Annotated in this window: 23 protein-coding genes; 14 read left to right on the forward strand and 9 right to left on the reverse strand. The window is 68.8% G+C overall.

Going from position 1 to position 24,950, the window contains the following annotated elements:
* The first annotated feature begins 17 nt into the window (after positions 1-17).
* Positions 18-1,511, forward strand: coding sequence for a PLP-dependent aminotransferase family protein (locus tag ACFXHE_RS33375; protein WP_379388660.1), 1,494 nt, complete (start codon positions 18-20; stop codon positions 1,509-1,511).
* 77 nt (positions 1,512-1,588) lie between these two features.
* Here the strand turns inward: ACFXHE_RS33375 and ACFXHE_RS33380 are convergent, their stop codons facing one another.
* A complete protein-coding gene (locus tag ACFXHE_RS33380) occupies positions 1,589-2,878 on the reverse strand; it encodes an adenylosuccinate synthase (RefSeq protein WP_379388662.1) in 1,290 nt (429 codons plus the stop codon).
* 360 nt (positions 2,879-3,238) lie between these two features.
* Here ACFXHE_RS33380 and ACFXHE_RS33385 point away from each other — a divergent pair, with 360 nt between their 5' ends.
* Together ACFXHE_RS33385 and ACFXHE_RS33390 are read left to right on the forward strand one after the other, a co-directional pair.
* On the forward strand, positions 3,239-3,898 hold the full coding sequence (locus ACFXHE_RS33385; RefSeq protein ID WP_379388664.1) for a hypothetical protein: 660 nt from the start codon (positions 3,239-3,241) through the stop codon (positions 3,896-3,898).
* 56 nt (positions 3,899-3,954) lie between these two features.
* Entirely contained in the window at positions 3,955-4,737 is a 783-nt protein-coding gene (locus ACFXHE_RS33390; protein ID WP_379388666.1) for a site-2 protease family protein, read from the forward strand.
* A 267-nt stretch (positions 4,738-5,004) separates the two neighbouring features.
* Here ACFXHE_RS33390 and ACFXHE_RS33395 read toward each other — a convergent pair whose 3' ends face one another.
* Positions 5,005-6,099 carry an FUSC family protein gene (locus tag ACFXHE_RS33395; RefSeq protein ID WP_354843389.1) on the reverse strand — a complete coding sequence of 365 codons (1,095 nt, stop codon included), beginning with the start codon at positions 6,097-6,099 and terminating at the stop codon, positions 5,005-5,007.
* Between the two features lie 58 nt (positions 6,100-6,157).
* Positions 6,158-6,601: a DUF3151 domain-containing protein gene (locus tag ACFXHE_RS33400; protein WP_354843386.1), complete on the reverse strand. Its 444-nt coding sequence runs from the start codon at positions 6,599-6,601 to the stop codon at positions 6,158-6,160.
* 83 nt (positions 6,602-6,684) lie between these two features.
* Here ACFXHE_RS33400 and ACFXHE_RS33405 point away from each other — a divergent pair, with 83 nt between their 5' ends.
* Positions 6,685-8,985, forward strand: coding sequence for a hypothetical protein (locus ACFXHE_RS33405; RefSeq protein ID WP_379388668.1), 2,301 nt, complete (start codon positions 6,685-6,687; stop codon positions 8,983-8,985).
* A gap of 237 nt (positions 8,986-9,222) precedes the next feature.
* On the forward strand, positions 9,223-10,299 hold the full coding sequence (locus ACFXHE_RS33410; RefSeq protein WP_379388669.1) for a fused (3R)-hydroxyacyl-ACP dehydratase subunits HadA/HadB: 1,077 nt from the start codon (positions 9,223-9,225) through the stop codon (positions 10,297-10,299).
* A 205-nt stretch (positions 10,300-10,504) separates the two neighbouring features.
* Here the strand turns inward: ACFXHE_RS33410 and ACFXHE_RS33415 are convergent, their stop codons facing one another.
* The 3 genes from ACFXHE_RS33415 to fbaA form a co-directional block, all read right to left on the reverse strand.
* Positions 10,505-11,971: a DUF4185 domain-containing protein gene (locus ACFXHE_RS33415; protein WP_379388670.1), complete on the reverse strand. Its 1,467-nt coding sequence runs from the start codon at positions 11,969-11,971 to the stop codon at positions 10,505-10,507.
* Between the two features lie 174 nt (positions 11,972-12,145).
* Positions 12,146-13,264 carry a BTAD domain-containing putative transcriptional regulator gene (locus ACFXHE_RS33420; protein ID WP_379388671.1) on the reverse strand — a complete coding sequence of 373 codons (1,119 nt, stop codon included), beginning with the start codon at positions 13,262-13,264 and terminating at the stop codon, positions 12,146-12,148.
* A gap of 90 nt (positions 13,265-13,354) precedes the next feature.
* Complete coding sequence (gene fbaA / locus ACFXHE_RS33425; RefSeq protein WP_354843373.1) at positions 13,355-14,392, reverse strand: class II fructose-bisphosphate aldolase; 1,038 nt, start codon at positions 14,390-14,392, stop codon at positions 13,355-13,357.
* A 227-nt stretch (positions 14,393-14,619) separates the two neighbouring features.
* Here fbaA and ACFXHE_RS33430 point away from each other — a divergent pair, with 227 nt between their 5' ends.
* Together ACFXHE_RS33430 and ACFXHE_RS33435 are read left to right on the forward strand one after the other, a co-directional pair.
* Entirely contained in the window at positions 14,620-15,273 is a 654-nt protein-coding gene (locus tag ACFXHE_RS33430; RefSeq protein ID WP_379388711.1) for a DedA family protein, read from the forward strand.
* 98 nt (positions 15,274-15,371) lie between these two features.
* Positions 15,372-16,016: a DedA family protein gene (locus tag ACFXHE_RS33435; RefSeq protein ID WP_379388672.1), complete on the forward strand. Its 645-nt coding sequence runs from the start codon at positions 15,372-15,374 to the stop codon at positions 16,014-16,016.
* A 4-nt stretch (positions 16,017-16,020) separates the two neighbouring features.
* Here the strand turns inward: ACFXHE_RS33435 and ACFXHE_RS33440 are convergent, their stop codons facing one another.
* The 3 genes from ACFXHE_RS33440 to ACFXHE_RS33450 all read right to left on the reverse strand — a co-directional run bounded on the left by ACFXHE_RS33440 (position 16,021) and on the right by ACFXHE_RS33450 (position 18,336).
* Positions 16,021-17,163, reverse strand: coding sequence for a glycoside hydrolase family 76 protein (locus ACFXHE_RS33440; RefSeq protein ID WP_379388673.1), 1,143 nt, complete (start codon positions 17,161-17,163; stop codon positions 16,021-16,023).
* A 63-nt stretch (positions 17,164-17,226) separates the two neighbouring features.
* Complete coding sequence (locus ACFXHE_RS33445) at positions 17,227-17,910, reverse strand: TrmH family RNA methyltransferase (RefSeq protein ID WP_354843365.1); 684 nt, start codon at positions 17,908-17,910, stop codon at positions 17,227-17,229.
* An 18-nt stretch (positions 17,911-17,928) separates the two neighbouring features.
* Complete coding sequence (locus ACFXHE_RS33450; RefSeq protein WP_379388674.1) at positions 17,929-18,336, reverse strand: DUF4190 domain-containing protein; 408 nt, start codon at positions 18,334-18,336, stop codon at positions 17,929-17,931.
* Between the two features lie 91 nt (positions 18,337-18,427).
* Between ACFXHE_RS33450 and ACFXHE_RS33455 the strand changes: the two genes are divergently transcribed.
* The 7 genes from ACFXHE_RS33455 to ACFXHE_RS33485 all read left to right on the forward strand — a co-directional run bounded on the left by ACFXHE_RS33455 (position 18,428) and on the right by ACFXHE_RS33485 (position 24,877).
* Positions 18,428-19,819, forward strand: coding sequence for a sensor histidine kinase (locus ACFXHE_RS33455; protein WP_379388675.1), 1,392 nt, complete (start codon positions 18,428-18,430; stop codon positions 19,817-19,819).
* 53 nt (positions 19,820-19,872) lie between these two features.
* Positions 19,873-20,514, forward strand: a complete 642-nt coding sequence (locus ACFXHE_RS33460) for a LuxR C-terminal-related transcriptional regulator (RefSeq protein WP_379388712.1) — start codon at positions 19,873-19,875, stop codon at positions 20,512-20,514.
* Between the two features lie 40 nt (positions 20,515-20,554).
* Complete coding sequence (locus ACFXHE_RS33465; protein ID WP_379388676.1) at positions 20,555-21,166, forward strand: Uma2 family endonuclease; 612 nt, start codon at positions 20,555-20,557, stop codon at positions 21,164-21,166.
* 92 nt (positions 21,167-21,258) lie between these two features.
* Positions 21,259-21,705, forward strand: coding sequence for a hypothetical protein (locus tag ACFXHE_RS33470; RefSeq protein WP_354843354.1), 447 nt, complete (start codon positions 21,259-21,261; stop codon positions 21,703-21,705).
* A 54-nt stretch (positions 21,706-21,759) separates the two neighbouring features.
* Positions 21,760-23,085 carry a purine-cytosine permease family protein gene (locus ACFXHE_RS33475; RefSeq protein WP_379388677.1) on the forward strand — a complete coding sequence of 442 codons (1,326 nt, stop codon included), beginning with the start codon at positions 21,760-21,762 and terminating at the stop codon, positions 23,083-23,085.
* Positions 23,082-24,194 (forward strand): phosphotransferase enzyme family protein, encoded by a 1,113-nt coding sequence (locus ACFXHE_RS33480; protein WP_379388678.1) that lies wholly within the window; start codon positions 23,082-23,084, stop codon positions 24,192-24,194. Before ACFXHE_RS33475 ends, ACFXHE_RS33480 begins: the two co-directional genes overlap by 4 nt.
* Positions 24,195-24,355: 161 nt before the next feature.
* Positions 24,356-24,877 (forward strand): hypothetical protein, encoded by a 522-nt coding sequence (locus tag ACFXHE_RS33485; protein ID WP_379388679.1) that lies wholly within the window; start codon positions 24,356-24,358, stop codon positions 24,875-24,877.
* The last annotated feature ends 73 nt before the right edge of the window (positions 24,878-24,950 follow it).

Below are 24,950 nucleotides of genomic sequence, written 5' to 3' on the forward strand. Positions count from 1 at the left end.
CCCCGATACTGGCCTGTATGGCGACACGAGTGATCGGCGCGGCCAGCCTGACGCGCGACCTGGGCAGGTGGCGGAACGACGAACCGGGCGCCCCCGCCGACAATGGCAAGCGTGCGGCGCGGCCCGCCTACGTGGCACTGGCGGAGAGCATCCGCCTGCTCATTCACGACGGCCGCGCGCCGCTCGGCGTCGCGCTGCCCAGTGAGCGCGATCTGGCCACCGCCCTCGCGGTCAGCCGCACCACCGTCACCTCCGCGTACTCCCTGCTGCGCGAGCACGGTTACCTGATCAGCCGCCAGGGCTCGCGCAGCACCGTGGCGCTGCCGCCGACCGTGCTGCACGACGGCGCGAAGCCCGCGCGCAGCATCCTGGCCATGATGGCGCAGCCGGAACTGCCGACCATCGACATGACCTACGCCGCCATGGCCGCCCCGCCGCAGATGACCGAAGCGTACTCCTTTGCCCTGCAAGGGCTTCCGACCTATCTCGGCACGCACGGCATGGACCCGGTGGGTGTGCTCATGCTGCGCGAGGCGCTGGCCCGCCGCTACACCGAGCGCGGGCTGCCCACCGAGCCGGACCAGATCCTCATCACCCTGGGCGCGCAGCACGGCCTGCGGCTGCTGCTCAATGTGCTGACCACCCCGGCCGAACGCGTGCTCATCGAGCACCCCACCTATCCGAACGCCATCGAGGCGATTCGCGATGTGGGTGCGCGCCCGGTGCCGGTGCCCATGCGCCCGGACGGCTGGGATCTGGACGGAATCCGCAGTGCCGCACGGCAGACCGCGGCCAGCGTCGCCTACCTGATTCCGGACTTCAACAATCCGACCGGTCACCTGCTCGACGCCGAGGGCCGGGCGGAGCTGGCCGCCATCGCCCGCGAGACCCGCATGACGCTGATCGTCGACGAATCCATGGTGGATCTGAACCTCACCGACCTCGAATCCCCGCCCCCCGCCGCCGCTTTCGCCCGCAATTCGGAGATCGTCACCATCGGTTCGGCCTCCAAGTCCTTCTGGGGCGGCCTGCGCGTCGGCTGGGTCCGCGCCAACCAGGCCCTGATCACCAAACTCCTGGGCACCCGCTCCACCGTCGACCTCGGCACCCCCGTCATGGACCAGCTGGCCACCGTCCACCTGCTCCGCAATGCCGACGAGATCCTCACCACCCGCCGCGACCAGCTCCGCTCCCGCCGCGCGGTCCTGCTCGAAACCCTCGCCGAGGAACTCCCCGACTGGCGCGTCACCGAGGGCGTCGGCGGCATGTCCGTGTGGGCCCAACTCCCCGCCCCGGTCTCCACCGCCTTGGCCGCCACCGCCCCCAACCACGGCGTCTTGCTGGCCGCCGGACCACGTTTCGGCGTCCAGGGCGCCTTCGAACGCTTCATCCGCCTCCCCTTCACCCACGAGGAATCCGACCTGCGAGTCGCCGTGAAGTCCATCGCGGCGGCCGCCGCCGCCCTCAACCCGCACGCGGCCGATCCCCTGGCCCCACTCATCACCTACTGAGGACCCGAAAAGGATTCGAGCCCACCGCGTATGCACGCGATGGGCTCGAATCTCGGCTCAGGCCAGGTCTTTCCGGATTACCCCAGGATATCGTGCCGGACGATGGTCTGGTCACGACCCGGGCCGACGCCGATGCACGAAACCCGTGCTCCCGACAGTTCTTCCAGGCGCTCGACGTAGGCCCGGGCGTTGGCGGGGAGCTCCTCGAAGGTGCGGGCACCCGAGATGTCCTCCCACCAGCCGGGCATTTCCTCGTAAATCGGCTTGGCGTGGTGGAATTCGGTCTGGGTGGTGGGCATCTGCTCGACCCGCTCGCCGTCGATCTCGTAGGCGACGCAGATCGGGACGGTGTCCAGGCTGGAGAGCACGTCCAGCTTGGTGAGGAAGTAGTCGGTGATGCCGTTGACGCGGGTGGCGTAGCGAGCGATCACGGCGTCGAACCAGCCGGTGCGGCGGGCGCGGCCGGTGGTGACGCCGACCTCGCCGCCGGTCTTGGCCAGGTAGGTGCCGGACTCGTCGAAGAGTTCGGTCGGGAACGGGCCGGAGCCGACGCGAGTGGTGTACGCCTTCAGGATGCCGAGCACCGTGGTGATCTTGTTCGGGCCGACGCCCGCGCCCACCGCCGCGCCACCAGCGGTCGGGTTGGAGGAGGTGACGTACGGGTAGGTGCCGTGGTCGACGTCCAGCAGGGTGCCCTGCGAACCCTCCAGCAGCACAATCTCATCGCGCTCCAGCGCCTGGTTGAGCAGCAGGCGGCTGTCGGCGATGCGGTGCTTGAAGCCCTCGGCCTTCTCCAGCACCTCGTCCACCACCTGCTGCGGGTCCAGCGCGCGGCGGTTGTAGATCTTCACCAGCACCTGGTTCTTGAATTCCAGTGCGGCCTCGACCTTCTGGGTGAGGATCTTCTCGTCCAGCACGTCGGCCACGCGGACGCCGACGCGAGCGACCTTGTCCTGGTAGCAGGGACCGATGCCGCGGCCGGTGGTGCCGATCTTCTTGTTGCCCAGGAAGCGCTCGGTGACCTTATCGATGGCCACGTGGTACGGCATGATCAGGTGCGCGTCGGCCGAGAGCAGCAGGCGGGAGGTGTCCACACCGCGCTCTTCCAGACCGGCGAGTTCGGCCAGCAGCACACCCGGATCCACCACCACGCCATTGCCGATGACGTTGGTCACATCGGGGGTGAGGATGCCGGACGGGATCAGATGCAGGGCGAAGCTCTCACCATTGGGCAGCACCACGGTGTGACCCGCGTTGTTGCCGCCCTGGTATCGAACTACCCACTGGACCCGATCGCCGAGCAGATCGGTTGCCTTGCCCTTGCCCTCGTCGCCCCACTGGGCGCCGATCAGCACGATTGCCGGCATGTGAGTGTCTCCTACGGGTTCGACGCGCAGCCCCTCTGGTGCTGCAGCTACCCGCCGTCAGAAGGCGGTGGCCGTAGGCACACTTTACGGGAGTCCCCCATGAGTCCCGCGAGGCGGCATACCCGCAGTTCGCGGCCCGGCTCGGGCTGGACTGCGCTCCGCCTGCCCGCGCTCGGAGCGGATACGGGAGCGAAGCTGCGAAGCGTAGGGCAAATCCGGCACCGTAACGGATGCGCAGCGAGGACAGCGTGGCAAATGAGACAGGGCTATGGTGGCACGGGGAGAGGGACCGGCGGGGGTCCATCGGATATGCAGCGAGGCGGGATAGGTGTTGGCAAGCCAGAGGAGGGTGTTCGGCAGTTGAGTACCCATGTTCTCCGCTGCGACGGCGCGCCTGTTCCCATCGCGCTGGCATCCCTGCCCCTCACCCAGACCTCCGCCATTCCCGATAGCGGCGCTCTGGACGAGTTGCTGCCGGTCATGGCCGCCGACAGCCTGCCCCGGCTCATCGTGCTCGGTGAGGATGCCGGATTGGCCGCGGTCCTCACCCATCTGATGCGCACCGAACGCCTCGGCGTCGAGATCGGTTATGTGCCCATCGATCGCACCTACGGCTCCCGCGCCTACGAGACCGGTACCGGCTCCGCCGCCGCCAAGCGCGCGCTGGAGGGCAAGGCCATCGCGACCCCGCTGATTCGCGACGACACCGGCAAGGTGCTGATCGGCCGCGCCACCCTGGTCGGCGAGGCGGGCGCGAAGCTGGAGGGCGAGGCCTACGTCGACGACACCCGGCTGTTCACGGGAAAGGTCGCGGCACTGCATGTTTCGCCCATGCTGGAGATGCCCGGCCTGCACGCCACCGTGCAGCGCGGCCTGCGCAAGAAGCGCTGGGTCGAGGGCCGCGCCATGCAGCTGGGCACCGGCGGCGCCATTGTCACCCGCGACGGGATCACCACCGATCGGGTGGTGAAGCGCTCCACGTTCTATCGGCACCACGAACCTTGGCTGCTGGTTCGCTGATTCACCCCCAGAATGGGTAGCGGCGTACAGCAGAGCCGACCAGTTGGGAGTATCAGGTGAATTACCCGCGCGCGGTGGGCCGGGCATCCGGAGCGGTCCGGCCCAGTCCGGTGTTCCTACTGGTCGTGGTGATCACGGTGGCGGGCGGAGCGCTCGCCTGGGACGCCGACTACGGTTCGCGCCAGGCCCAATTCGGCGTTTTCATCCTGGTGGTGGCGGGCTGGATCGTCTCCATCTGCCTGCACGAATTCGCGCACGCGTATGTGGCGTGGCGGGCCGGGGACCGCGAAGTGGAGATGCGCGGGTATCTGACCCTCAATCCGCTCAAGTACAGCCATCCGCTGCTGTCGATCGCGTTGCCGGTGGTGTTCATCGCGCTCGGCGGGTTCGCGCTGCCCGGTGGTGCGGTGTACGTGCACTCGCACAACTTCAGCCCGCGGATACAGCGGATCCTCAGCGGCGCCGGGCCCGCGGTGAACGCGCTGTGTGCGATCGTGCTGCTGGTGATCGTGCGGTTCTACGGCAGCACCCATTCGCACGCGGCATTCTGGTTCGGGCTCAGTTACCTTGCGTTCCTGCAGATTACGGCGACCGTGCTGAATCTCATCCCGATTCCCGGCACCGACGGGTACGGCATTCTGGAGCCGTCGCTGAGCTATCAGACGCGGCGGTCGCTGGACCAGATCAAGCCGTTCGGCATCCTGATCCTGTTCGCGCTGCTGTTCACGCCGGAACTCAACCGGCTCTTCTTCGACGCGATCAACGCGCTGTTCGAATTGTCCGGGCTGCCGGGCAGCTGGTGGTCGGTGGGCAGCGCACTGACGCGCTTCTGGCTCTGACCCGGGTGGGCCGCCCGGACGACCCGGTGTCGGGCGGCCCATCGCAACGACATCGGTCCGGAGAAACCGTTGCCACCCGTCGCTGCGAGTCCGGAACCGGACTACCCCTCGTAAATCCGGCCTGATACGAACGGTAGAGAGACGCAAGCGGTTCGACGCGAGTAGCGGACTACCCGAAGATCGAGAGCAGGCCCCCGCAGACGAATCGGACATACCCGCAATTCCGGTCTCGGACCTACCCCTTATTCGGGTGGGCGCAGGCGCGGATCAGTCGATCGGCGTGACGTAGGGATGCGGGACGGTCGGCGGCAGCAGCGCCATGGCGGAGAGTCTTCGTATCCCGCACACCTGCATGAGATCCACGACGATGGAACGCAATTGGGCGAAGACCACGTGGGCGGACAGGCCCGCCCCGGTCACCAGATCCTTGGTCGCACCCTTGCCGACCGAGCGCAGCACACGGGTCGCCTCGGCGGGATCGGGCTTCTCGTCCGGATCGGCCAGCATCATGCGGCGCACCACATCCACGGCCTGACCGAGCTTCTCGACCTCCGCGACGAGGCCCGGATTCAGTACCTCGTCGTCGCGCACCGAGGTGAGCGCGCGGCGCAGCAGCACGCGGGTATTGCGGACCGCGTTGTCGAGCGGGTCGGCGGCCTGCCGCAGGCGCTGCAGACGGGAGCGAGAGTTCCAGTACAGCGGAGAGATTCGAATGATCTCCCGGCTGCCCTCGAGGGTGTTGCGCATGGCATCGATCGCACCCTGGGTGCCGCGCACGGTCTCGAGCGCCGTCTTGATCTTGCCGGCATCCTGCTCGAGCAGGCCGTCCGCGCACTCGGTGAGGGCCTTGCCCATCACCTCGAGAATCCCGGCGGCCTGCTCCCGGGCACGGCGGACCGGATGCAGCGGGATCGCCGCCACCACCACGATGCCGACCAGACCGCCCACCAGCGCGTCGATCATGCGCAGCGACGCACCACCCTGACCGGGCGGATAGAGCGTGGCCACCAGCACCGCGGAACTGGCCGCCTGCATGGTGATGACCGGGCCGCCGTCGAGGAAGACGGCGGTGCACATGGCGATCACCACCAGCAGCACGATCTGCCAGCCGCCGGTGCCCACCCGGGAGACGAACAGGTCGCCGATGCCGATGCCGACGGCCACGCCGACGATCAGCTCGACCGACCGGCGCAGCCGCGCACCGAACGACAGGCCGATGGAGATCATGGCGGCCATGGGCGCGAAGAACGGGCGCTCGTGCCCGATCACATTGTGGGCGATGAACCAGGCCACGCCCGCGCCGATCGCGCACTGCACGATCGGCAGCAGCGAGGACCGGACGCGCCCCGCGGCCCTGCGCATGCGGGTGACGCTGCTCTCCCGGGCAGCGTCGAAGGTTTCGCCCAGGCCGCTGCTCAATTCAGTCGAGGCCGAGCTCGGCGGCCGCGCGCGGGTCGCAGTCCTCGAGCAGGTCCAGGCAGCGCGCGTACTCGTCGGTCTCGCCGATGGCGCGGGCGGCCTTCGCCAGCGCGCCGACGCTGCGCAGGAAGCCCCGGTTGGGCTCGTGGCTCCACGGCACGGGGCCGAAGCCCTTCCAGCCGTTGCGGCGCAACAGGTCCAGGCCGCGGTGGTAGCCGGTGCGCGCGAAGGCGTAGGCGGAGATGATGTCGTGGTTGATCTCGCCGTCGGCGGCTGCGCCCCGCTCCAGCGCGGCCTCGGCCAGGTAGGCCCAGGCGATGGAGGCGGTCGGATGCGCCGCGGCGACCTGCACCGGGTCCTGTTTCTGGAGCAGCGCGTCCTCCGCGTCGATGTTTTCCGGGAGGAGGACCGGCTGCGGTCCGAGTAGATCGCCGAAGGAGGTCATGCCGATCATTCTGCACCGCCGTCCGGAATGCTCAGTAGGCTGACCGTCGAATCACAGTTCCGCCGAAGCAAGGGGTGTAGCGCGTGTCCGACCCGAAAGACGACCAGCAGCCGCAGGGTCCTGCCAACTCGGCATCCGGCGCCGAGGACACCGCCGCCCCCAAGACTCCGACCGACCAGTCCACGTCCCGGCCCAGCGGCCCCGCCCCGAGCAACCCCGCGAAGGGCCCAGGCGCACCGAGCGATGCCGAAGCAGACGACGCTCCCCCGACCGCCGCCACAGAAGTGATTCCCACCGCCGACTCCCGCACCGAGGAGATCCGCACCGGCACAGCCGAACCCGCACCGACCGGCTCGAAGCCGGCCCCCGGCCAAGGCAAGCCGGCCAAGTCCGGCTCGGCCGGTTTCGCCACCATCCACTACGAAACCCCCAAGTCCGCCGGACGCATCCAGACCCCCGCCCCGCAGAGCACCCCGGGCGGCCAACCCCCGGCCGCCGCGCGCCAGGGCTCGGGCGAATTCGTACCCCAGAACACCTCGAGCGCCAGGCCCGCGGCCCCCGGCCCGGCCGGCAAGCAGAACCCGCCCGGCACCCAACCCGCTGCCGCCCGGCAATCCGCCCCCGCCCGACAGGCTCCCGCCGCGGGCGCTGCACCGCGACCGGGCACCCCGAAGGCCGGCGAACCCGCAGCGGGACAGACAACCCGCCCGGACGCGAACGCGTCGACGCCATCGAACGCAGCCGCTGAGAAGTCCACTGGCGCTGGACAATCCGGACCCGGCGCAAAATCACAGGCCGCAGGCGACGTGCAGCGCCCGGACACGTCCTCGACTCCCGGAGCGAAGGCGGGGCAGACCGCCCCGGCCGAGCCCAAGCGTTCGAGCGCACCCGCGCAACAGAACGCCGGTGGAAAGCCGACCGGCGCGGAGCAGTCCGGCCCGGGCCGACAGGCGGCGACGGACGATGCTCCCACGCAGTTCATTCCGATTCAGCGGCCGAGCGGGAAGAAGTCCGCCGCGGGCGAGGCCGCCGCGGCGGACGCGACCACCCAGTTGATTCGGATTCAGCAACCCGGGCAGGCGGCGAGCGGCGAGGCCGCCAAGGCCGGTTCCGCGCCCGCGGCTGCCGGGAAGCCGGGTGGAGCCCCGAGCGATGCGGCGCAGGGGAAGCCCGCGCCGCAGGATGTTCCCACCGAGGGGATGCCGCAGGCGGATTCGCAGCCGGAGGATGGCAAGGCCGCCGCGGACAGCGGTAAGTCGAAGGATGGTGGCGCGGCGGCCGAGAAGGCCGGCGGGGCAGGCGATTCCGCGGAGAAGCCGGACGGCGATTCCGGCGGTGACGCGAAAACCGTTGTGATCAAGAAGGTTCCGAGTCCGGCGGATGACGCCACGACGGCGTTGCCGATCGTGTCCGGGGACCAGGCGACCGAGAAGATCCGGGTGTCGGGGCCGCAGGGGCGGGCGGTCAGCAAGCCGCCGCAGACGCCGCGGGTGAACGCGGGGCCGCGGAATGTGGGGCCGAAGGGGAACGCGCCGGCGCCGGACGCGCCGGTCGAGGAGACCCGGCCGTCGCCGCCGCGGCCGCCGATGGGGCCGCGCCGGCCCGCGACCGCGCCGTCACCCGCGGATATGCAGCCGACCATGCCGGGCCAGCCCATCGGCGGGCCGCGCATCGCCCCGCCGCAGCGGGTCGGGGCGGGTGCGCCGCCGCAGGGTCCGCGCGGCCCGCAGGGACCGGGCGCACCGGGCCCCAATGCACCGCAAGGCCCCAACGCACTGCAGGGACCGAATGCACCGCAGGGTGTGCAGCAGGGTCCGGTGCCGGGTGGCCCGGGACAGGCTGGGCCGCAGGATGCTCAGGGGGATGGACCGCGCATTCTGGCGCAGCCGCAGCGGGTTCCGGCCGCCGCCGAGGCAGCCGCCGGGACCGCACCGGCCGCGGGCGGTGTGTCGAAGAAGCTGTGGATCATCGTGGCGGCGGCCGTGATCGCGGTGATCGCCATTGCCGGTGTGGTGTTCGGTGTGGTGAAGCACCAGAACAACAACTCGCCGGAAGCCTTGGTGCAGAAGACGATCACCACGTACACCGACGCGCTGAAGTCCGGGAATCTGGATGCGTTGCGGGCCGTGACCTGCGGTGCGCAGCACGACTTCTACCAGAAGATCTCGGCCGACCAGTTCGCGAGCGTGTACAAGACCTCGCAGGACCAGAAGAGCATTCCTCAGGTGAAGAGCGTCGACGCCATTCAGATCACCGGCGAGGCCGCGCTGGCACAGGCGACCGTGTACACCGCGGCGGACCCGTCGAAGACGTCCGCACGCACCTTCGATCTGCGCAACGAGGGTGGTTCGTGGAAGGTGTGCGACCCACAGAACGGGCACTGATCGGCTCCCGGAAAATTTACTGACGCATTTGCGCCCCCGGTCGCGATGAACATCACAAAGACCTGGTCAACAGTCCGGCACGTCGGTACAGTGTGCCGGATTGTCTGGGCCAGCCATTCGGCATTCCGGCACTTCAGCGGTTGTACACCGTCCAGGACATTGTCTGATTCGTGAGGACAGTGTCCGGCAGAAGTGGTGCGGGCCCACCGGGTTTCGATTTGCAGGGAGCTGAACACCATGCCGGAAACGGCAGAGGCTACTCAAGCCACCGCGGCCGAGCTGGTCGGACGGCACTTCCGTGTCCGTGATCACTACGACGTCGGCCGCGAGAAGATCCGCGAGTTCGCGCGTTCGGTGCGCAACGATCACCCCGGTCACCACACCGAGGCCGCCGCCGCGGCGCTCGGCTACGGCGGCCTGCTCGCCTCCCCGACCTTCGCGTCGGTGATCGGCGCGGCCACCACCCGCTCGCTGATCGGATCGGTGCTCACCGAGTACGACGTCTCGCAGATCCTGCAGACCGATCAGATCTTCGAGTACTACCGCCCGATCCTGGCCGAGGACCGCCTCGGGGTGGACGTCGTCGTCGAGAACATCCGCAGCTTCGGCGACAACGACTTCATCACCGTCAAGGTCACCCTCACCGATGCCGACGCGCTGCCGGTGCTGGTCGCCACCACCACCATCGTGGCCCGCAAGGGCGTCGAGATCGATCCGGCCATGGTCCAGACGGTCTCGGGCGTGGTCATGCACGGCCATGTGGTCGAGCCCGGCGAATTCGACGGCGACCCGACCGGTCTGATTCTGCTGGCCCCCGACGAGGTCGCCGAGCTGGCCGCCCCCGCCCCGCCGCAGCCGGTCCACACCATCCCCACCGCCGCCACCCTGACCGCCGGCACCGACCTGCCCGCCGCCAAGGTGCCGGTCACCCGCGGCGACCTGGTCAACTACGCGGGCGTCTCCGGCGACCCGAACCCCATCCACTTCAGCGACACCGCCGCCACCCTGGTCGGCCTGCCCACCGTGGTGGCGCACGGCATGCTCACCATGGGCCTGACCGCCGGCTACCTGGTGGACTGGCTGGGCGATCCGTCGGCGCTGGGCAAGTTCAGCGTCCGCTTCTCCGGCTTCGTGCCGGTCGAGCCGACCGCCCCGACCATCGTCGAGTTCACCGGCAAGGTGAAGTCGGTGGACGCCGCCCGGGGCGCGGCCACCGTCGTACTGGGCGCGACCTCGGAAGGCAAGAAGCTCTTCGGCCGCGCCATCGCCGAGATCCGACTGTCCCGCCTCCCCGAGACTTCAGCGCACAACTGAGAGCTCCCCCGCCTCCCCGGAACTTCAGCGCCCGGCAAAGAGCCGTCGCCCGCCGCGCACGCGTGCCGGCGGGCGTGTGCCGAATCTATTTCGGGCGTACCCCAGGAGTTACCCCGACCGTTACGAAATCATTTGCTGCGGTTGGCAACCGAACAACGAGAAACGGATGCGCCGCACCTGCCACGCGGCCCACTCGCTTCGAGTGCTAGTTCACCGTGACGTGCATCAGGTAGACGTTGTAGTCGCTCCAGGTCGACATGGTGAAGTACATGTCGTTGCCGGTGGACCACGGATGGATGAAGCCGCCGTACAGCTCCGGGAATTGCAGTGCGCTCACCGTGACCGCGCTGTCGGACCACGTGCCCTGCGGCGTATCCGATTCCCGCACAACGAGTGCCGCCTTGGCGGTGTCCAGGTAGCTCATCTGCCATACATTGCGGCTCTCGTCGTAGCGCACCGACAGCTCACCGGCGGGCGCGTCGACAATCGGTGTGACCGTGACCGATCCGTTCGTCCCGGGTATCCAGGAGCCGCTGTTCCAGTACTGGTAGGCCGTCGGGTTGAGCACCTGATCCTTCGGGACCCGGGCCAGCCCGACCCCGCCGAGCCGCGAGTTGGGGATACCGAACATGTAGACCCAGTCCCCCTGCGGCACCATGGCCGTCACCTGGAAGTTGGAGAGGCCGAAGATGTTCTCCCACTTGGCGTACGGGTCCTTGGTCCAGTGCTCGCCGTGGTCGTCGGAGTAGGCGATGCCGCCGTAGTTGGTGTACCAGGTGCCGGGCACGCTGTTCCAGGTGCGGATCGACATGTAGCTCAGGTACTGCCGGTCCCCGATGGCGAAGCCCGAGGTCGGGATGGTGGTGATCTCGATATTGTCCAGCTTGCGGCTGCTCAGCAGTTCGGCGGCGTGGCAGCGGTCGTCGGTGACCATGCGGTCGAAGACCACACCGTTCTCCAGATCCCGGTTCTTGCTGAAGGCCAGCAGGTTCGAGCGCCAGTCCTCACCCATGCCGCCCGGCGGATGAAAGTCGCGGCCGACGGTGTCGCCGAAGGCGATGGCGATCTCGTCCGGCGCGCTCTGCCACATGATGCCCAGGTCGGTGCCCTGGACCTGCCAGCGCTTGTCGGTGCGGTTGACCGAGTCGGCGCCGGTCAGCTTGGACACCTCGCGCACGTCGGAGACCTGCGGCGTCGGCCGGGCGGGCACCTGGGCGGCGGCCTCGACCGGCGGGTGCGCCGGATCGGGACCGGGCGGCAGCGCCGGCGGATTCGGGTTGGGTAAAGCGAAATTGAACGGTTGCGGCCGCACGATCAGCTTGGGGAGGCCGAGCTGTTCGGCGAGTCCCGGTGGCGGAGCGGGAGTGTCGGTGAGGTCCGGGCACGGGTTCACGCACGGATCCGGCGGCAGCTCCATCGCCACGCGCTTGGTGTTCTCCGGCACCGGCCCGGTGTCGACCGTGACCACCGGATAGGGCACGGGGACCTCGACGGTCTTCGGAACCAGCGACTCGTGTCCGGGCTTGGCGTCGGTGCTGCAGGGCCCGATACCCGGAACGGCCGGTGCCGCACCCGGATCCGGATCCGCCGCCGCGACCGGCCCGCCCATTCCGGCGAGTACGCCCGCCCCGACGATCACCACCCCCGCAGCTGCCACCAGCCGCTTGGCCATGCACTCAACCTTCCGACAAACGGGCTCTCGGACATATCCGGGCAGAGACCCTACCCCCGGAACCGGGCGAACCGCCGGTACTCGACCGATCTCGACCGAATCGAGACCCGCGGGCCTACCGCCGCCGCACCGCGAACCGAAACCGACAGTGCAGCAGCGTAATACAGCGACAGCTCAGCGCAAGGCCTGGAAAGTGAGCACGGTGGTGCCGATCCGGATGGCGTCCCCGTCGGCCAGCACAGCGGCCGATTCGATGGACTCCTCATTGATGTAGATGCCGTTGGCGGAGTGCAGGTCCTTGATGAGCAGCCCGGCCCGGCTCGGGGTGATCTGCGCGTGGTACCGGCTGGCCTTCGGATCGTCGAGCACCAGATCGTTGTCCGTCATGCGGCCGATCTTCATGCCGTTCGGGCCGATCGGCACCGCCCGGCCGTCGGACAGCCGCAGCTGCCCGGCGCGCACGGCGCGCGGCATCTCGGTGACGGTCTCGGTCATGGCCTTGGCCATGCGCTCGACCTCGTGAATCTGCCCGGTACTCAACGGTTCCTGACGCAGCACCTTCTGCTCCAGCGCGATGAGCGCGGGACCGGGATCGATGCCGAGCTCGTCGGCCAGCACGGTGCGCACCCGGCGGCAGGCGTCGAGCGCGTCGGCCTGCCGGCCGGACAGATAGAGCGCGGTGATGAGCTGCGCCCACAGCGGCTCCCGCAGCGGATGCGCACTGGTCATCGACACCAGTTCGCCGACCACGGAAGAGGCTCGGCCCAAAGCGATTTCGGAGTCGATGCGGGCGGAGGCGACCAGCAGTCGCTCCTCGTCCATGGCGGTGGCGAAGCTCTCCGCGAAGCCGAGGCCGGACAGATCGTCCAGGGCGCGGCCGCTCCATTCCGCCAGCGCCTCGCCGAAGAGCCGGGACGCGGCGGTGGGGTCGCCGATCGAGGCGGCCTCCGAACCCTCGCGGCGCAGCGTCTCGAAGCGCCCGAGATCGCACTCGTCGTCCTCGATCTCCAGCCGGTAGCCGGAGGATTCGGTGCGCAGCAGCGCCACCGGGTCGACCCCGGCGGTGCGCAGGGTCTTGCGAATATTCGAGACGAACACCTGCAGACTCGCCTGATAGGAGTCCGGTGGATCGTCGTTCCAGACAATGTCGGCCAGCGCCTGCGAGGACACCGCGCGCCGCCGGTTCACGGTCAGAGCCGCCAGCAGCGCACGCGGCTTGGGGCCGCCGACCGGCACGGACCGACCGGCGACCAACAGCTGCACGGGGCCCAGGACCCGCACATCGACAGTCATGCCACCTGCCTCGATAGAGACCGCGGCGCGCCCGCCGCTCGAAAATTGCCCGGGATTCCGCTCGTCTCAGCGGAATCCCGGCCTTTGAGCTTACTTGGCGCTGATCGAACGTCCCGCAGAGTTCAGGTCGTTGCAGGCCTCGACGACGCGCGCCGCCATCGAGGTCTCGGCCTTCTTGAGGTAGCTGCGCGGGTCGTAGACCTTCTTGTTGCCGACCTCGCCGTCGATCTTCAGGACGCCGTCGTAGTTGCCGAACATGTGGCCGGCGACCGGACGGGTGAAGGCGTACTGGGTGTCGGTGTCGACGTTCATCTTCACCACGCCGAAGCGCAGCGAGTCCTCGATCTCCGACTTCAGCGAGCCCGAGCCGCCGTGGAAGACGAAGTCGAACGGCTGCGCGTCCGCGCCCAGGCCCAGCTTGGCGGCGGCGACCCGCTGGCCCTCGGCCAGCACCTCGGGCTTGAGCACCACATTGCCCGGCTTGTACACGCCGTGCACATTGCCGAAGGTGGCGGCCAGCAGGTACTGGCCGTTCTCCCCGGAGCCCAGCGCGTCGATGGTCTTCTCGAAGTCCTCGGGCGAGGTGTAGAGCTTCTCGTTGATCTCGGCCTCGACGCCGTCCTCTTCACCGCCGACGACGCCGATCTCGACCTCGAGGATGATGTTCGCCGCATGCGCCTGCTTCAGCAGTTCCTTGGCGATCTCCAGGTTCTCGTCGATCGGGATCGCGGAACCGTCCCACATGTGCGACTGGAACAGCGGGTTCAGGCCGTTCTTCACGCGCTCGGCCGAGATGGCCAGCAGCGGGCGCACGAAGGTGTCCAGCTTGTCCTTCGGGCAGTGGTCGGTGTGCAGTGCGATGGTCACGTCGTACTTCGCAGCGACCACGTTCGCGAACTCGGCGAGCGCGACCGCACCGGTCACCATGTCCTTCACGCCCAGGCCGGAGCCGAATTCCGCACCGCCGGTGGAGAACTGGATGATGCCGTCGCTGCCGGCGTCCGCGAAGCCCTTGATGGCCGCGTTGATGGTCTCCGACGAGGTGCAGTTGATGGCGGGGAACGCGAAGGAGTTCTGCTTGGCCCGAGCAATCATCTCGGCGTAGATCTCCGGAGTCGCGATGGGCACAGTGACCTCCGTGTTGTGTGTGGTGCGTACTACAAAATTCTGTCAGTTGACACGATAGGACAGCCCCTTTTCTCCGAGGCAATGGCCTCACATACCCCACAAGTTTGTGAGGTTGCTTCGACGTTCGGTGTGATGTCCGGGCTACCGGTACTGTGGTGGCCGTGACCTTGCTGGCCGTATCCGATGCCGTGACGACCAATGCCGCGCTCCCCGCGATCTTGGATCCAATGCACCTCCTGACGGAGACTTGGCTGCAGCACGCGGTGCTCCCGGCGATCCTGGCCATCGTCTTCATCGAGACCGGTCTGCTGTTCCCGATCCTGCCCGGCGACTCGCTGCTGTTCACCGGCGGTCTGCTGGCGGCCCAGGCGCACCCGCCGACCGGCATGAACATCTGGTGGCTGGTACCGGCCACCGCGTTCGTGGCCTGGCTCGGCGACCAGAGCGGCTACTGGATCGGGCGATCCATCGGCCCCGCGCTGTTCAAGAAGGAAGACACGCGCTTCTTCAAGCAGCACTACATCACCGAGACCCACGCCTTCTTCGAGAAGCACGGCCCCAAGACCATCGTGCTGGCCCGCTTCGTGCCCATCGTGCGCACCTTCATGCCGGTGCTGGCCGGTGTCTCGAAGATGGACTACCGCAAGTTCGCCACCGTCGACATCATCGGCGCGGTGCTGTGGGGCGGCGGCGTCACCGTGCTCGGTTACTTCCTGGGCAATGTCGAATTCATTCGCAAGAACGTCGAGGCGATCTTCCTGCTGATCGTGTTCGTGTCCATCCTGCCGGGCATCATCACGGTCGCGAAGAACCTGCTGCACCGCGGCCAGGCCCCGGAACAGGCCGAGTACGCCACCTCGACGAACGAGCCGACCCACTGAGCCCTTCGGTGTCGACCACCCCGCTAACCCTCGCATCGGGCGGCCCTGCCGCTCTTTCCGCCTCCGGCGGATTCGGCCCGCTCGAGACAGCCGGACCAGTGCTCGTCTGGACCGTGGTTCTCACCTTCGTCTTCCTGGAGTGCGCACTCATCATCGGGCTGTTCCTGCCCGGTGACTCCATGCTCATCACCGCCGGTGTGGTGCTGGCCTCGCAGGTCGGCGAGGGGCAGGTCTGGGCGCTGTCGATCGGCACCATGATCGCGGCCATCGCCGGCAACCAGGTGGGGTACGTCTTCGGCCAGCGCGCCGGACACCATCTGGTGGCGCGCAAGAACGGGAAATACATCAATACCCGCAATCTCGCGCGGGTTTCGGACATGCTGCACAAGCACGGGTTCCTGGCGGTGCTGGTGGCCCGCTGGATTCCGTGGGTGCGCACGCTGTGCCCGCTGGTCGCGGGCGCGGCCGGGATGGACCACCGCAAGTACACCATCGCCTCGTCCGTCGGCGCGGTCATCTGGGCGCCGGTGATCCTGCTGGCCAGCTACTACGCGGGCAGCTTCCTGGAGAACATTTCCTGGCTCATGCCCGCGGTCATCGGAACCCTGGTGGTCGGGCTGGTGCTCGGCACGGTCCTGGGCGTGCGGCAGTACCGCGTCGAAATGGCACGTCCCGCCGAGGATTTCGACCTCGACGTGGCAGAGGCCGCAACGGTGCCGCTGCCCCGGGTGCCGCGCGCCTGAACGATTACAGCCCGGCGGCCGTCACCGTGTGCGCGGCCTCCATCAGCTTCCAGCCCGAAAGCTGCACCGACAGGTCGCGTTCCGGGCTGCGCGAGGCGGTCACCGAACCGCCCTCGAAGCCGCCCGCGCCCGCGATGCCCGGAAGTCGCGCGGGCTGCCGCCAATCCGCGCCGAACAGCGGCTCACCCTCCACATCCAGGCGGTGCTCCCAGGCCGCGTTCGCGGACGCGCGCACCATCGCGGCGGCCTTGCGGCGCGCGGTCACCTGGGCGGGGTCGTCGCCGGGCAGCATGAGGGCGGTCAGCGCCAGGTAGCGGATGAGAATGCCGTTGAACAGGCCGCCGTCCCCGCCGCCGTCGCCGACCACCACGCCGTCCGCGGTCAGATGCTCCTCGACCGCGTCCACCAGCCGGACCGCGCGCTCGGCGTGCCGGGGTTCGCCGGTGTGCACCGCGAGTTCGGTTTCCAGGCCGAGCGTCACGCCCTGGCAGTAGCTGTAGACCGGCTTCTCGACCTCGCCGGAGGGTAAGTGGATGCCGTCGAAGATGAGGCCGGTCTCCTTGTCGCGCAGGTTGGCGTCGAGGAAGTCGGCCAGTTCCTGTGCCAGGTGGTAGCGGCCCAGCCGCGCCATGGCGATGCCTGCCGGGCCGTTGGCCGGGGCGTTGTAGAAGTCGGAGCCCTTACGCCAGGGCACCGCGCCGAACTCCGGATCGAACCCGTTGGCCAGCGTCTTCTCCAGAGTGAGCAGCGCGCCCCGCACCTCGGCGACGCCCTGGGTGCGTTCGGCCCGCTCCAAAGCGATTGTCAGCCAGGCCATGTCGTCGTAGTAGTTGTTGGTCCAGCCGGTGATATTGCGCAGGCGCGAGGCGTGGGCGATGGACCAGAGGCGCCGCTGCCGGGCGGGGGTCGGCGCACGATTGGCGGCGTCGACCGCGCAGTCGATCAGGTGGGCCTGCCACCAGTAGTGCCAGAAGGCGAAAACCCGCTCACCCTTGGTGGCGGGCCAGCCCACCACGCCGAGCTGGGTGCCGGGACAGCCCCACAACTTGCGTAGGTGACGCGAGAGGATCGCGGACTCCGCCAGGTCGGCTCGCTCCGACCAGAGGGCAGCGGTCGGCTCGATATTGCGTCCGGTCCGCGAAGTCATGGGACTTATCGTGCCAGTCGGGCACTGCGCTCGTGGCCGATTTGTTACCGAGAGTCGTCCAGCTCACCAGGCGGTGGTGAGGTCGGCGTGCTGGCGGATCCAGGCGTGCATGGCGATGCCCGCGGCGACACCGGCATTGATGCTGCGGGTCGAGCCGAACTGCGCGATCGAAACGGTCAGCAGCGCGCCCGCTTTCGCGGCCTCGGTCACGCCCGGGCCCTCCTGGCCGAAGAGCAGCAGGCACTCGCGCGGCAGCGCGGCGGTCTCCAGCGGCACCGCGCCGGGGACGTTGTCCACCGCCACCACCGTCAGTCCCTCGCCGGCCGCGAAACGCAGCAGCTCATCGATATCGGCGTGATGGTGAATGTGCTGGTAGCGGTCGGTGACCATGGCCCCGCGGCGATTCCACCGCTTGCGCCCGACAATGTGCACGGCCGCCGCCGCGAAGGCATTGGCCGTGCGCACCACCGTGCCGATATTGGCGTCGTGCCCGAAGTTCTCGATGGCCACATGGAACGGGTGCCGGCGACTGTCGATATCGGCGACGATGGCCTCGCGCCGCCAATACCGGTAGGCATCCACCACATTGCGCCGGTCGCCGTGCTCGAGCAGGTCCGGGTCCAGGCGGGGATCGTCCGGCGGCTCGGTGCCGAACTCCTCGCGCCACGGTCCGACGCCGTGCGGATGCTCACCCCATTCGGTCGGTCCGGGGGTCGGCGGTTCGTGGGCGGTCGGGGCGGAACTCACCCCGGCGATGGTAGTTGCCTAGTGCGAGGAGCCGACCGCGCCCACGATGATGGCGAGCACGATGAACAGGATGACCAGGACCATCAGCGCGGTGGCGACGATGCCGCAGATCCAGCCGGCCGTCACCATGCCGCTGCCGCCGATCATGCCGTTCGACTCGCTGATCTCCCGGCGGGCCTTGCCGCCCATGATCCAGGCCACCGGCCCGAGCAGCTGGCAGAACACCAGGCTCATGATGCCGAGGATCAACACGACCACCGCCTGCGGATGATCCGGCGCGGGCGCGCCGTAGTAGCCGGGCGGGTAGTAGCCGGGCGCCTGCGGCGGGTAGCCCTGGGGGTAGCCGGGCGGCTGGTTGTAGCCCGGCTGCTGCTGGTAGCCCTGGGACTGCGGATCCCAGCCCGGCGGGGGCGCGTCGTAGGTCATGGCTGAATGCTAGGTGGTCGTGCTGGCTACACCGAATATTTTCTGGGCTGCTCCCTGGCCACCGCACCGCGCCGCCCGCGACCATGAATCCATGAGCGATACGGCCGCCCTACCCAGCATCGTGCTCGATCCGCCTGCGCCGCAATCGGATCCGGGCGCCCGCCCCACCCCCGCGTCCGTGCTGCGGACCTTCCTGGCCACGCCGTTCCGGGCGCGCACCTGGAAGGAATTCGCCTACCTGATCATTGTTTTCGGGCTGGGCTGTGCCGCCGCGGTCTATCTGTTCCTGGGTATCGGCGGCAGCCTGTACCTCTCGGTGTTCGTGGTGGGCATCCCGGTGCTGGCGGCCATGATCCTCGGCGGGCGGGTATGGGGCCGCATTCATCGGGTGCTGGGCGCGGTGCTGCTCGACGCGGCCCTGCCCGAGCCGCCCCCGTTCACCTTTCGGCCCGGGCCGATCGGCTGGCTGCGCAGTGCCTTCACCGATCGGACCTCGTACCGCGCCCTGCTGTTCCTGATCCTCGACGGCCTGCTGGGTGTGGTGATCGGCTACGGTGTGCTGACGGCGGTGGCGGTGACGGGTTTCGTTGCGCTGTCGCCGATTCCGTGGGCACTCATGAATCCGGTCAATGTGGACGAACACGGCGTGTCGCACCGGTCGATGATCCAGCTCGGCGACTACTATCTCGACACCTGGCCGCGCGTCCTGGGTTTCGCGGCGCTCGGCGTGCTCGGCTGCTTCCTGCTGCCGTGGCTGATCCGCGGCGTCTGCTTCCTGCACCGCGTGCTCGCGCTGTGGCTGCTCACCCCGACCGCCCGCGATCTCGAGCTGGCCGGCCTGCGCGAGAGCCGCCGCGCCGCGGTCGACGACTCCACCGCCACCCTGCGCCGGCTGGAACGCGACCTGCACGACGGCACCCAGGCGCGACTGGTCAGCATCGCCATGATGCTGGGCCGCGCCGAGGAGCGGATCGCGGCCGGCGGCGACGCCGCCGAGCTGATCGCCCAGGCCCGCACCGGATCCAAGGAGGCACTGACCGAACTGCGGGAACTGGTGCGCGGCATCCATCCACCCGCCCTCGAACTCGGGCTGGAACCGGCGCTGGAGACCCTGGCCGCCCGCTGCGCGCTGCCGGTGGAGCTGCGGGTACTGCTGCCGCTGCGGCCCAGCCCGGCCATCGAGGCCATCGCCTATTTCTCGGTTGCGGAACTGCTCACCAATGTGGTGAAACACGCTGCCGCGAACCGGATCTGGGTGGCGGTGCTGCCGACGGGGACGGATGCGCTGGCGGTGAGCGTGCGCGACAACGGCCAGGGCGGTGCGCTGCAACCGGTGGGCGGACCCGGCGAAGGCGTTGTGGTGGGCGGGCTTTCGGGGCTGGCGCAACGGGTGCGCGCGGTGGACGGCACGCTCACGGTGGACAGCCCCATCGGCGGCCCGACCGTGGTCACGCTGGTGCTGCCGCTGGCCGGGCCGCAATGATCGAGGCTGTGAACACTCCGGACAACGAGGACGCGAACACCGCGAACCAGCCGCTGCGGGTGGTCATCGCGGAGGACAATGCCATTCTGCGCGACGGCCTCACCGCATTGCTGGCGGAGCGCGGGTTCGAGGTGGTGGCCGCGGTGAGCGACGCGACCGGTCTGCACGCCGCGGTCGCCGACCAACTGCCGGACGTCGCCGTGGTGGACGTTCGCATGCCGCCCAGCTTCACCGACGAGGGCCTGCTGGCCGCGCTCGCGCTGCGCCGCAGCCATCCCGGCACCGGGGTGCTGGTGTTCTCGCAGTGGATCGAAACCCGTTATGCCACCGAGTTACTGGCCGCCGGTGCGGGCGGCGTCGGCTACCTGCTCAAGGACCGGGTGGCCGACGTCGGCGATTTCACCGAGGCTCTGCGCCGCGTCGCCACCGGCGGCACCGCGCTGGACCCGGAGGTGGTCTGCCAGCTCATGGGCGCTGCCCGGCAACAGGATTCGCTGGCCCGGCTCACCCCGCGCGAGCGTGAAGTGCTGGAATCCATGGCCCAGGGACTGTCGAACGCGGCCATCGCCCGGGCCCTCTCGGTGACCGAACGCGCGGTGGAGAAGCACATCGGCAACATCTTCTCCAAGCTGGAATTGCCGCCCTCGGATCTGCATCATCGGCGGGTACTCGCCGTTCTGCGGTTGCGGGGTTGAAACATCGCTGCACGATTGCCGGGCGTGGAAGACTGGGCCCATGACTCGATCGAGTTCCGCGGAATTGCTGAAATCGGTTGAATACTGGCCGAATCACCTGCTGACCATCGCGGAGTGGTCGCTGCTGCCGGAGAACAATCGGCACTGCCTCGAACTGGTGGACGGCGTCCTGGTGGTGGCGCCGCAGCCGCCGCGGCATCAGCTCGCGGTATGGCGTTTGGCCGCCCAGCTGGAGCGGGCGCTGCCGCGGCGGGTGGCCGCCATGGCGCGGATCGAATTGATCATCGACGACGGCACGCCGCCGACCGTGCGGGTGCCGGATGTGCTGATCGTGGGCGGTGCGGCCGGGGCCGAGCACGCCACCCGGGTGCGGCCGGGCGATGTGCTGGCGGCCATCGAGATCGTGTCGCCGGGTTCGCGCCGGGTGGATCGGGTCATGAAGTTCGCCGAGTACGCGGCGGCGGGGATCGGGCACTACTGGCTGCTGGAGACCGAGGAGTCGCTGCGGCTGCTGACCCATCGGCTGCGGGACGGTCGATACCTACCGACCGGTGAGTACTCGGGACAGGTGACCCTGACACTCGACGGCCTCGACCTGCCGCTCGATCTGGACGCTCTCACCACGCTCCGCACATCCGGCGTGTCCGTTTGACCCGCCAGCCCTCTGACCTCGCCTGATCGGGCCACGCGGAACAAACTTCGGGACTATCCTGGAGTTCTGAAAGGCCGTGGTTGGAGGGTGTCATGGACCACGCGCGTATAGCCCGTACGGTGCTCGGAGTGACGGCGGCATATCTCGTCGCACTCGGGTTGTGGCTGGGGTGGTTGGTCCCGCTCACCCCGCCGGGTACCGTGCCGGTCCAAATCGTCACACTGGTCGGTCTCTTCGGAACGTTCCTGGGCCTCGGCATGCTGTTCGCCCAGCGCCCCAGCCGCTCCGACCGCAGACTACGCCGGCACGGGCTCGAGGGCTGGGCGAACATCGAAGCGGTCCACCCCCTGCAGCGCACCGACCACTGCACCGAGATCACCGAACTCGATCTCGAACTCGTGGTGCCGGGCTCGGAGACCTACTACGGCAGCATCGTCTTCGATGTCGAACCGGTGGTGAAACCGAGAATCGCTGTGGGCGGCACGATTTCGATCCGTGTCGACCCGCAGAACCGGGACCGGATCATCCTCTGCCTCTGATATATATCCAGCTCAGTGCCGGATTCGCACGATTCGGGCCGTAGGCTCCTGGGCATGACGATCGCCGAGAAACCCGACCGCAGGGAAGCGCCGCTGGTGCTCGACACCCAGCCGCCGCGCACGCTGGGGTTCACGGATCAGGCGGCGTTCTGGCTCAATCTCGGCGTCAGTCTCATCGGCTTCAGCGGCGCCGCGTACGTGCTCTTCCCGACCGGGAACCCGCCGCTCCCGCTGGCCGGGGCGCTGCTGGCGACCGTCCTGGGCACCGTGGTCGGCGCGGCCATGGTGGCCGGACCGGGTGCCGTCGGGGCCCGCACCGGCGCACCGGCCATGGCGGTGCTGCGCGGCCTGTTCGGGACGCGGCTGTCGTACCTGCCGACGGGCGCCAATATCGTGCAGTGCATCGGCTGGGGTGTGTACGAGCTGACCGTCATCGCGCTCGGCGTCTCGGCGCTCACCCACGACCGGGTACCGCACTGGGTGGTCATCGTCGCGGCGGGCACGCTGTCCACCACCATGGCCATCTGGCCGCTGTCCGCGGTGCGGGCGCTCCGCAAATACGTCTCGGTGGCTGTGGCCATCGCCATGCTCTACTTCACGATTCAGCTACTGCGGCAACCGATTCCGGTGCAGCACGACACCAGCTGGAGCGGGTTCTGGCCCGCCGTCGACACCACCCTGGCCGTATCCATCTCGTTCGTACCGCTGGCCGCCGACTACACCCGGCACTCCCGATCGGCGAAGACCGCCGCCGGGGCCACCGTGGCCGGCTACTCGATCGCCCAGGTGTGGTGCTACCTGCTGGGCATCATCGCCATCCTGCAGGCGGGCGGCAATGCCGACCACGTTTTCGACTCCTTCCTGGGCGTCACCGCGGGCTGGGTCTTCTTCGCGGTACTGGTGCTGCGCGAGTCGGACCAGTCCTTCGCCAATGTGTATTCGACGGCCATGTCCATCCAGAACCTGCTGCCACGGGTGGATCGGCGACTGTTGGCCGGACTGGTCGGTGTGGCGGTGACGCTGCTGGCGCTACCGGTGCGCGACTTCAGCAGCTACGCGAATTTCCTCTATCTGATCGGCTCGGTCTTCGTGCCGCTGTGCGCGGTGCTCATCGTCGACTACTTCCTCGGCCAGGGCCGCCGCGACTGGAATCTGGCGCAGAACGCGCCCGCCCGGCCGCTCATGCTGCTGCCGTGGGCCATCGGCTTCGTGGTGTACCAGCTGTTCAATCCCGGCTCCATCAGCTGGTGGGCGACATTCTGGACCCGGGCGCAGGACGCGCTCAGCGTGCATCCGGGCTGGTGGTCCTCGGCCTCGCTCTACTCGTTCCTGGCGGCCGCGGCGGTGACCGCGCTCCTGGCGCGGGTCCGGCGGGGATGACCGACGGCCGCGTCTACGGCATGGGATTCGACCCGTTGGTCGAACCCGATTGGCCCGCACTGACTTCCGCCGAGGTGGACGCGGTGCTGGGCACGGACGCGGCGATCGTGTGGCGCAGCCCGAGACCACTGTCGGCGACCGCCCGGGTACGCCCGACGGGCGGGCACGACCTCATCGTCAAACGCCTCCCCCGGGCGCTGCGCGACGCCGCCGCGCTCGGCGAGGAGCACCGCTTCATGGATCACCTGCGCTCGCAAGGAATTCCGGTGCCGCGCGTACGGCACACGGTCGACCTGGGCGATTTCGCCTACGAGGTCCAGGAATCGGGTGACGGGCGAGACGAGTACGAGGGCGTCTTCTCCTGGACGCCGTACCGCTCCCTCGACGGGGCGGCCGCGGCCGGGCGCCTGCTGGCCCGCCTGCACCTGGCCGCCGCGGGATACGAGGCGCCACGCCGGCCGCCCCGGCCGCTACTGGCAGGCTTCACCCTCTTCGCCTCCGCCGATCCCCTTGCGGCCGTGGCGCATCGGGCCGCGGAACGCCCGGCCGTCGGCGCATTCCTCGCCGAACGCGACTGGCGGGCGGACCTGGAACGCGTCCACCTCCCGGCCTACGAGCGGCTCCGGCCGCTGCTCGCGGACCTGGAACCGCTATGGACACACAATGATTGGCACGGCACGAACCTGCTCTGGCGCGACCGCGACGTCACCTCCGTCATCGACTTCGGCCTGTGCGACCGCACCACCGCCGTCCACGATCTCGCCACCGCCATCGAACGCAGTGCCGTGGACTGGATTTCGATCCGCGACGGCGGACCGGCGAAGGTGCGATTCGACCAGGTGCGTGTGCTGCTCCAGGGCTACGAATCGGTCCGGCCGCTGACCGCCGCCGAGCGGCGCGCCCTCCCGGCGCTGCTCCCCCTCGTGCATTGCGAGTACGAGCTGTCCGAGATCGACTACTTCCTCGGCGTCGTCCCCGGCGGCAATGCGAAGAACGCCGAAATCGCCTACGACGAGTACTTTCTCGGCCATACCGCATGGTGGACGGAATCCGGCGCGGGCCGCGAACTGCTATCCGCAATCCCCGGAATGGCACGCGTCACCGAATAGTGGTGGCGAGCACAATTCCACGGATCTCGAATGGCGGCAGTGCGACTTGATTCCGCGACCGCGATCGGATAAAACTTGTTCCGTTGCCATCGGCAACGCGAATCGTTCTGCACGCCATCTGAGTTCAGCGTGCTGCGGGGGTCGGGAGGACAGGAATAATCATGCGTCGTACCATTCGTAATTTCGGTCGTAAGGCAATCGTTGCGGCACTGCCGCTGGCCGTCGCCACGACTTTCGCAAGCGCCGGAACGGCTTCCGCCACCGCCCCGGCCGACGCCGTGCAGTCGGCCCCGGTCGTGCAGATGGTCACGGCTCCGGTCGCGGCCGCCATCGCCCAGACCATCGCGCCGGCGGCGGTCTCCGTCGCTCCGGAGGCCGCGCAGCCGGTCACCCCGGATGTCGAGCAGCCCGCTTCGCCCGAGGTCGCGCAGCCGGCGGCCGAGATTTCGCAGCCGCAGGACATCGCCACCGATCCCAATGCCAAGAACCACGACCCGATGGCCAATGCCGCCGTCGTAGGCGCGGGCGTCGGGGCCGTGATCGGCGCCGTCATCTGCGCCGTCACCGTGGTCGGCATTCCGCTCATCCCGCTGTGCGCCCTCGGCCCGGCGCTCCAGGGCGCCCTGATCGGCCTGCTCGTCGGCGCGGTCGACCCGGATGCCATTCCGCAGGTCCTGCCCTGATCCCTCGGGGATGAAAACACCGGAACCCCATCCCGAAACTCGGGATGGGGTTCTTGTCCAATCGAATTCGATG

It is taken from the genome of Nocardia sp. NPDC059229, from assembly GCF_042754165.1.
Lineage (GTDB): Bacteria > Actinomycetota > Actinomycetes > Mycobacteriales > Mycobacteriaceae > Nocardia.

Bases quoted from the DNA above. Each gene is read 5' to 3' on its own strand.
- ACFXHE_RS33375 (WP_379388660.1), top strand. From the start codon at position 18: ATGGCGACACGAGTGATCGGCGCGGCCAGCCTGACGCGCGACCTGGGC.
- ACFXHE_RS33380 (WP_379388662.1), bottom strand. From the start codon at position 2,878: ATGCCGGCAATCGTGCTGATCGGCGCCCAGTGGGGCGACGAGGGCAAG.
- ACFXHE_RS33395 (WP_354843389.1), bottom strand. From the start codon at position 6,099: ATGCGCAGGGCCGCGGGGCGCGTCCGGTCCTCGCTGCTGCCGATCGTG.
- ACFXHE_RS33400 (WP_354843386.1), bottom strand. From the start codon at position 6,601: ATGACCTCCTTCGGCGATCTACTCGGACCGCAGCCGGTCCTCCTCCCG.
- ACFXHE_RS33410 (WP_379388669.1), top strand. From the start codon at position 9,223: ATGCCGGAAACGGCAGAGGCTACTCAAGCCACCGCGGCCGAGCTGGTC.
- ACFXHE_RS33415 (WP_379388670.1), bottom strand. From the start codon at position 11,971: ATGGCCAAGCGGCTGGTGGCAGCTGCGGGGGTGGTGATCGTCGGGGCG.
- ACFXHE_RS33420 (WP_379388671.1), bottom strand. From the start codon at position 13,264: ATGACTGTCGATGTGCGGGTCCTGGGCCCCGTGCAGCTGTTGGTCGCC.
- ACFXHE_RS33430 (WP_379388711.1), top strand. From the start codon at position 14,620: ATGCACCTCCTGACGGAGACTTGGCTGCAGCACGCGGTGCTCCCGGCG.
- ACFXHE_RS33440 (WP_379388673.1), bottom strand. From the start codon at position 17,163: ATGACTTCGCGGACCGGACGCAATATCGAGCCGACCGCTGCCCTCTGG.
- ACFXHE_RS33450 (WP_379388674.1), bottom strand. From the start codon at position 18,336: ATGACCTACGACGCGCCCCCGCCGGGCTGGGATCCGCAGTCCCAGGGC.
- ACFXHE_RS33455 (WP_379388675.1), top strand. From the start codon at position 18,428: ATGAGCGATACGGCCGCCCTACCCAGCATCGTGCTCGATCCGCCTGCG.
- ACFXHE_RS33465 (WP_379388676.1), top strand. From the start codon at position 20,555: ATGACTCGATCGAGTTCCGCGGAATTGCTGAAATCGGTTGAATACTGG.
- ACFXHE_RS33470 (WP_354843354.1), top strand. From the start codon at position 21,259: ATGGACCACGCGCGTATAGCCCGTACGGTGCTCGGAGTGACGGCGGCA.
- ACFXHE_RS33475 (WP_379388677.1), top strand. From the start codon at position 21,760: ATGACGATCGCCGAGAAACCCGACCGCAGGGAAGCGCCGCTGGTGCTC.
- ACFXHE_RS33480 (WP_379388678.1), top strand. From the start codon at position 23,082: ATGACCGACGGCCGCGTCTACGGCATGGGATTCGACCCGTTGGTCGAA.
- ACFXHE_RS33485 (WP_379388679.1), top strand. From the start codon at position 24,356: ATGCGTCGTACCATTCGTAATTTCGGTCGTAAGGCAATCGTTGCGGCA.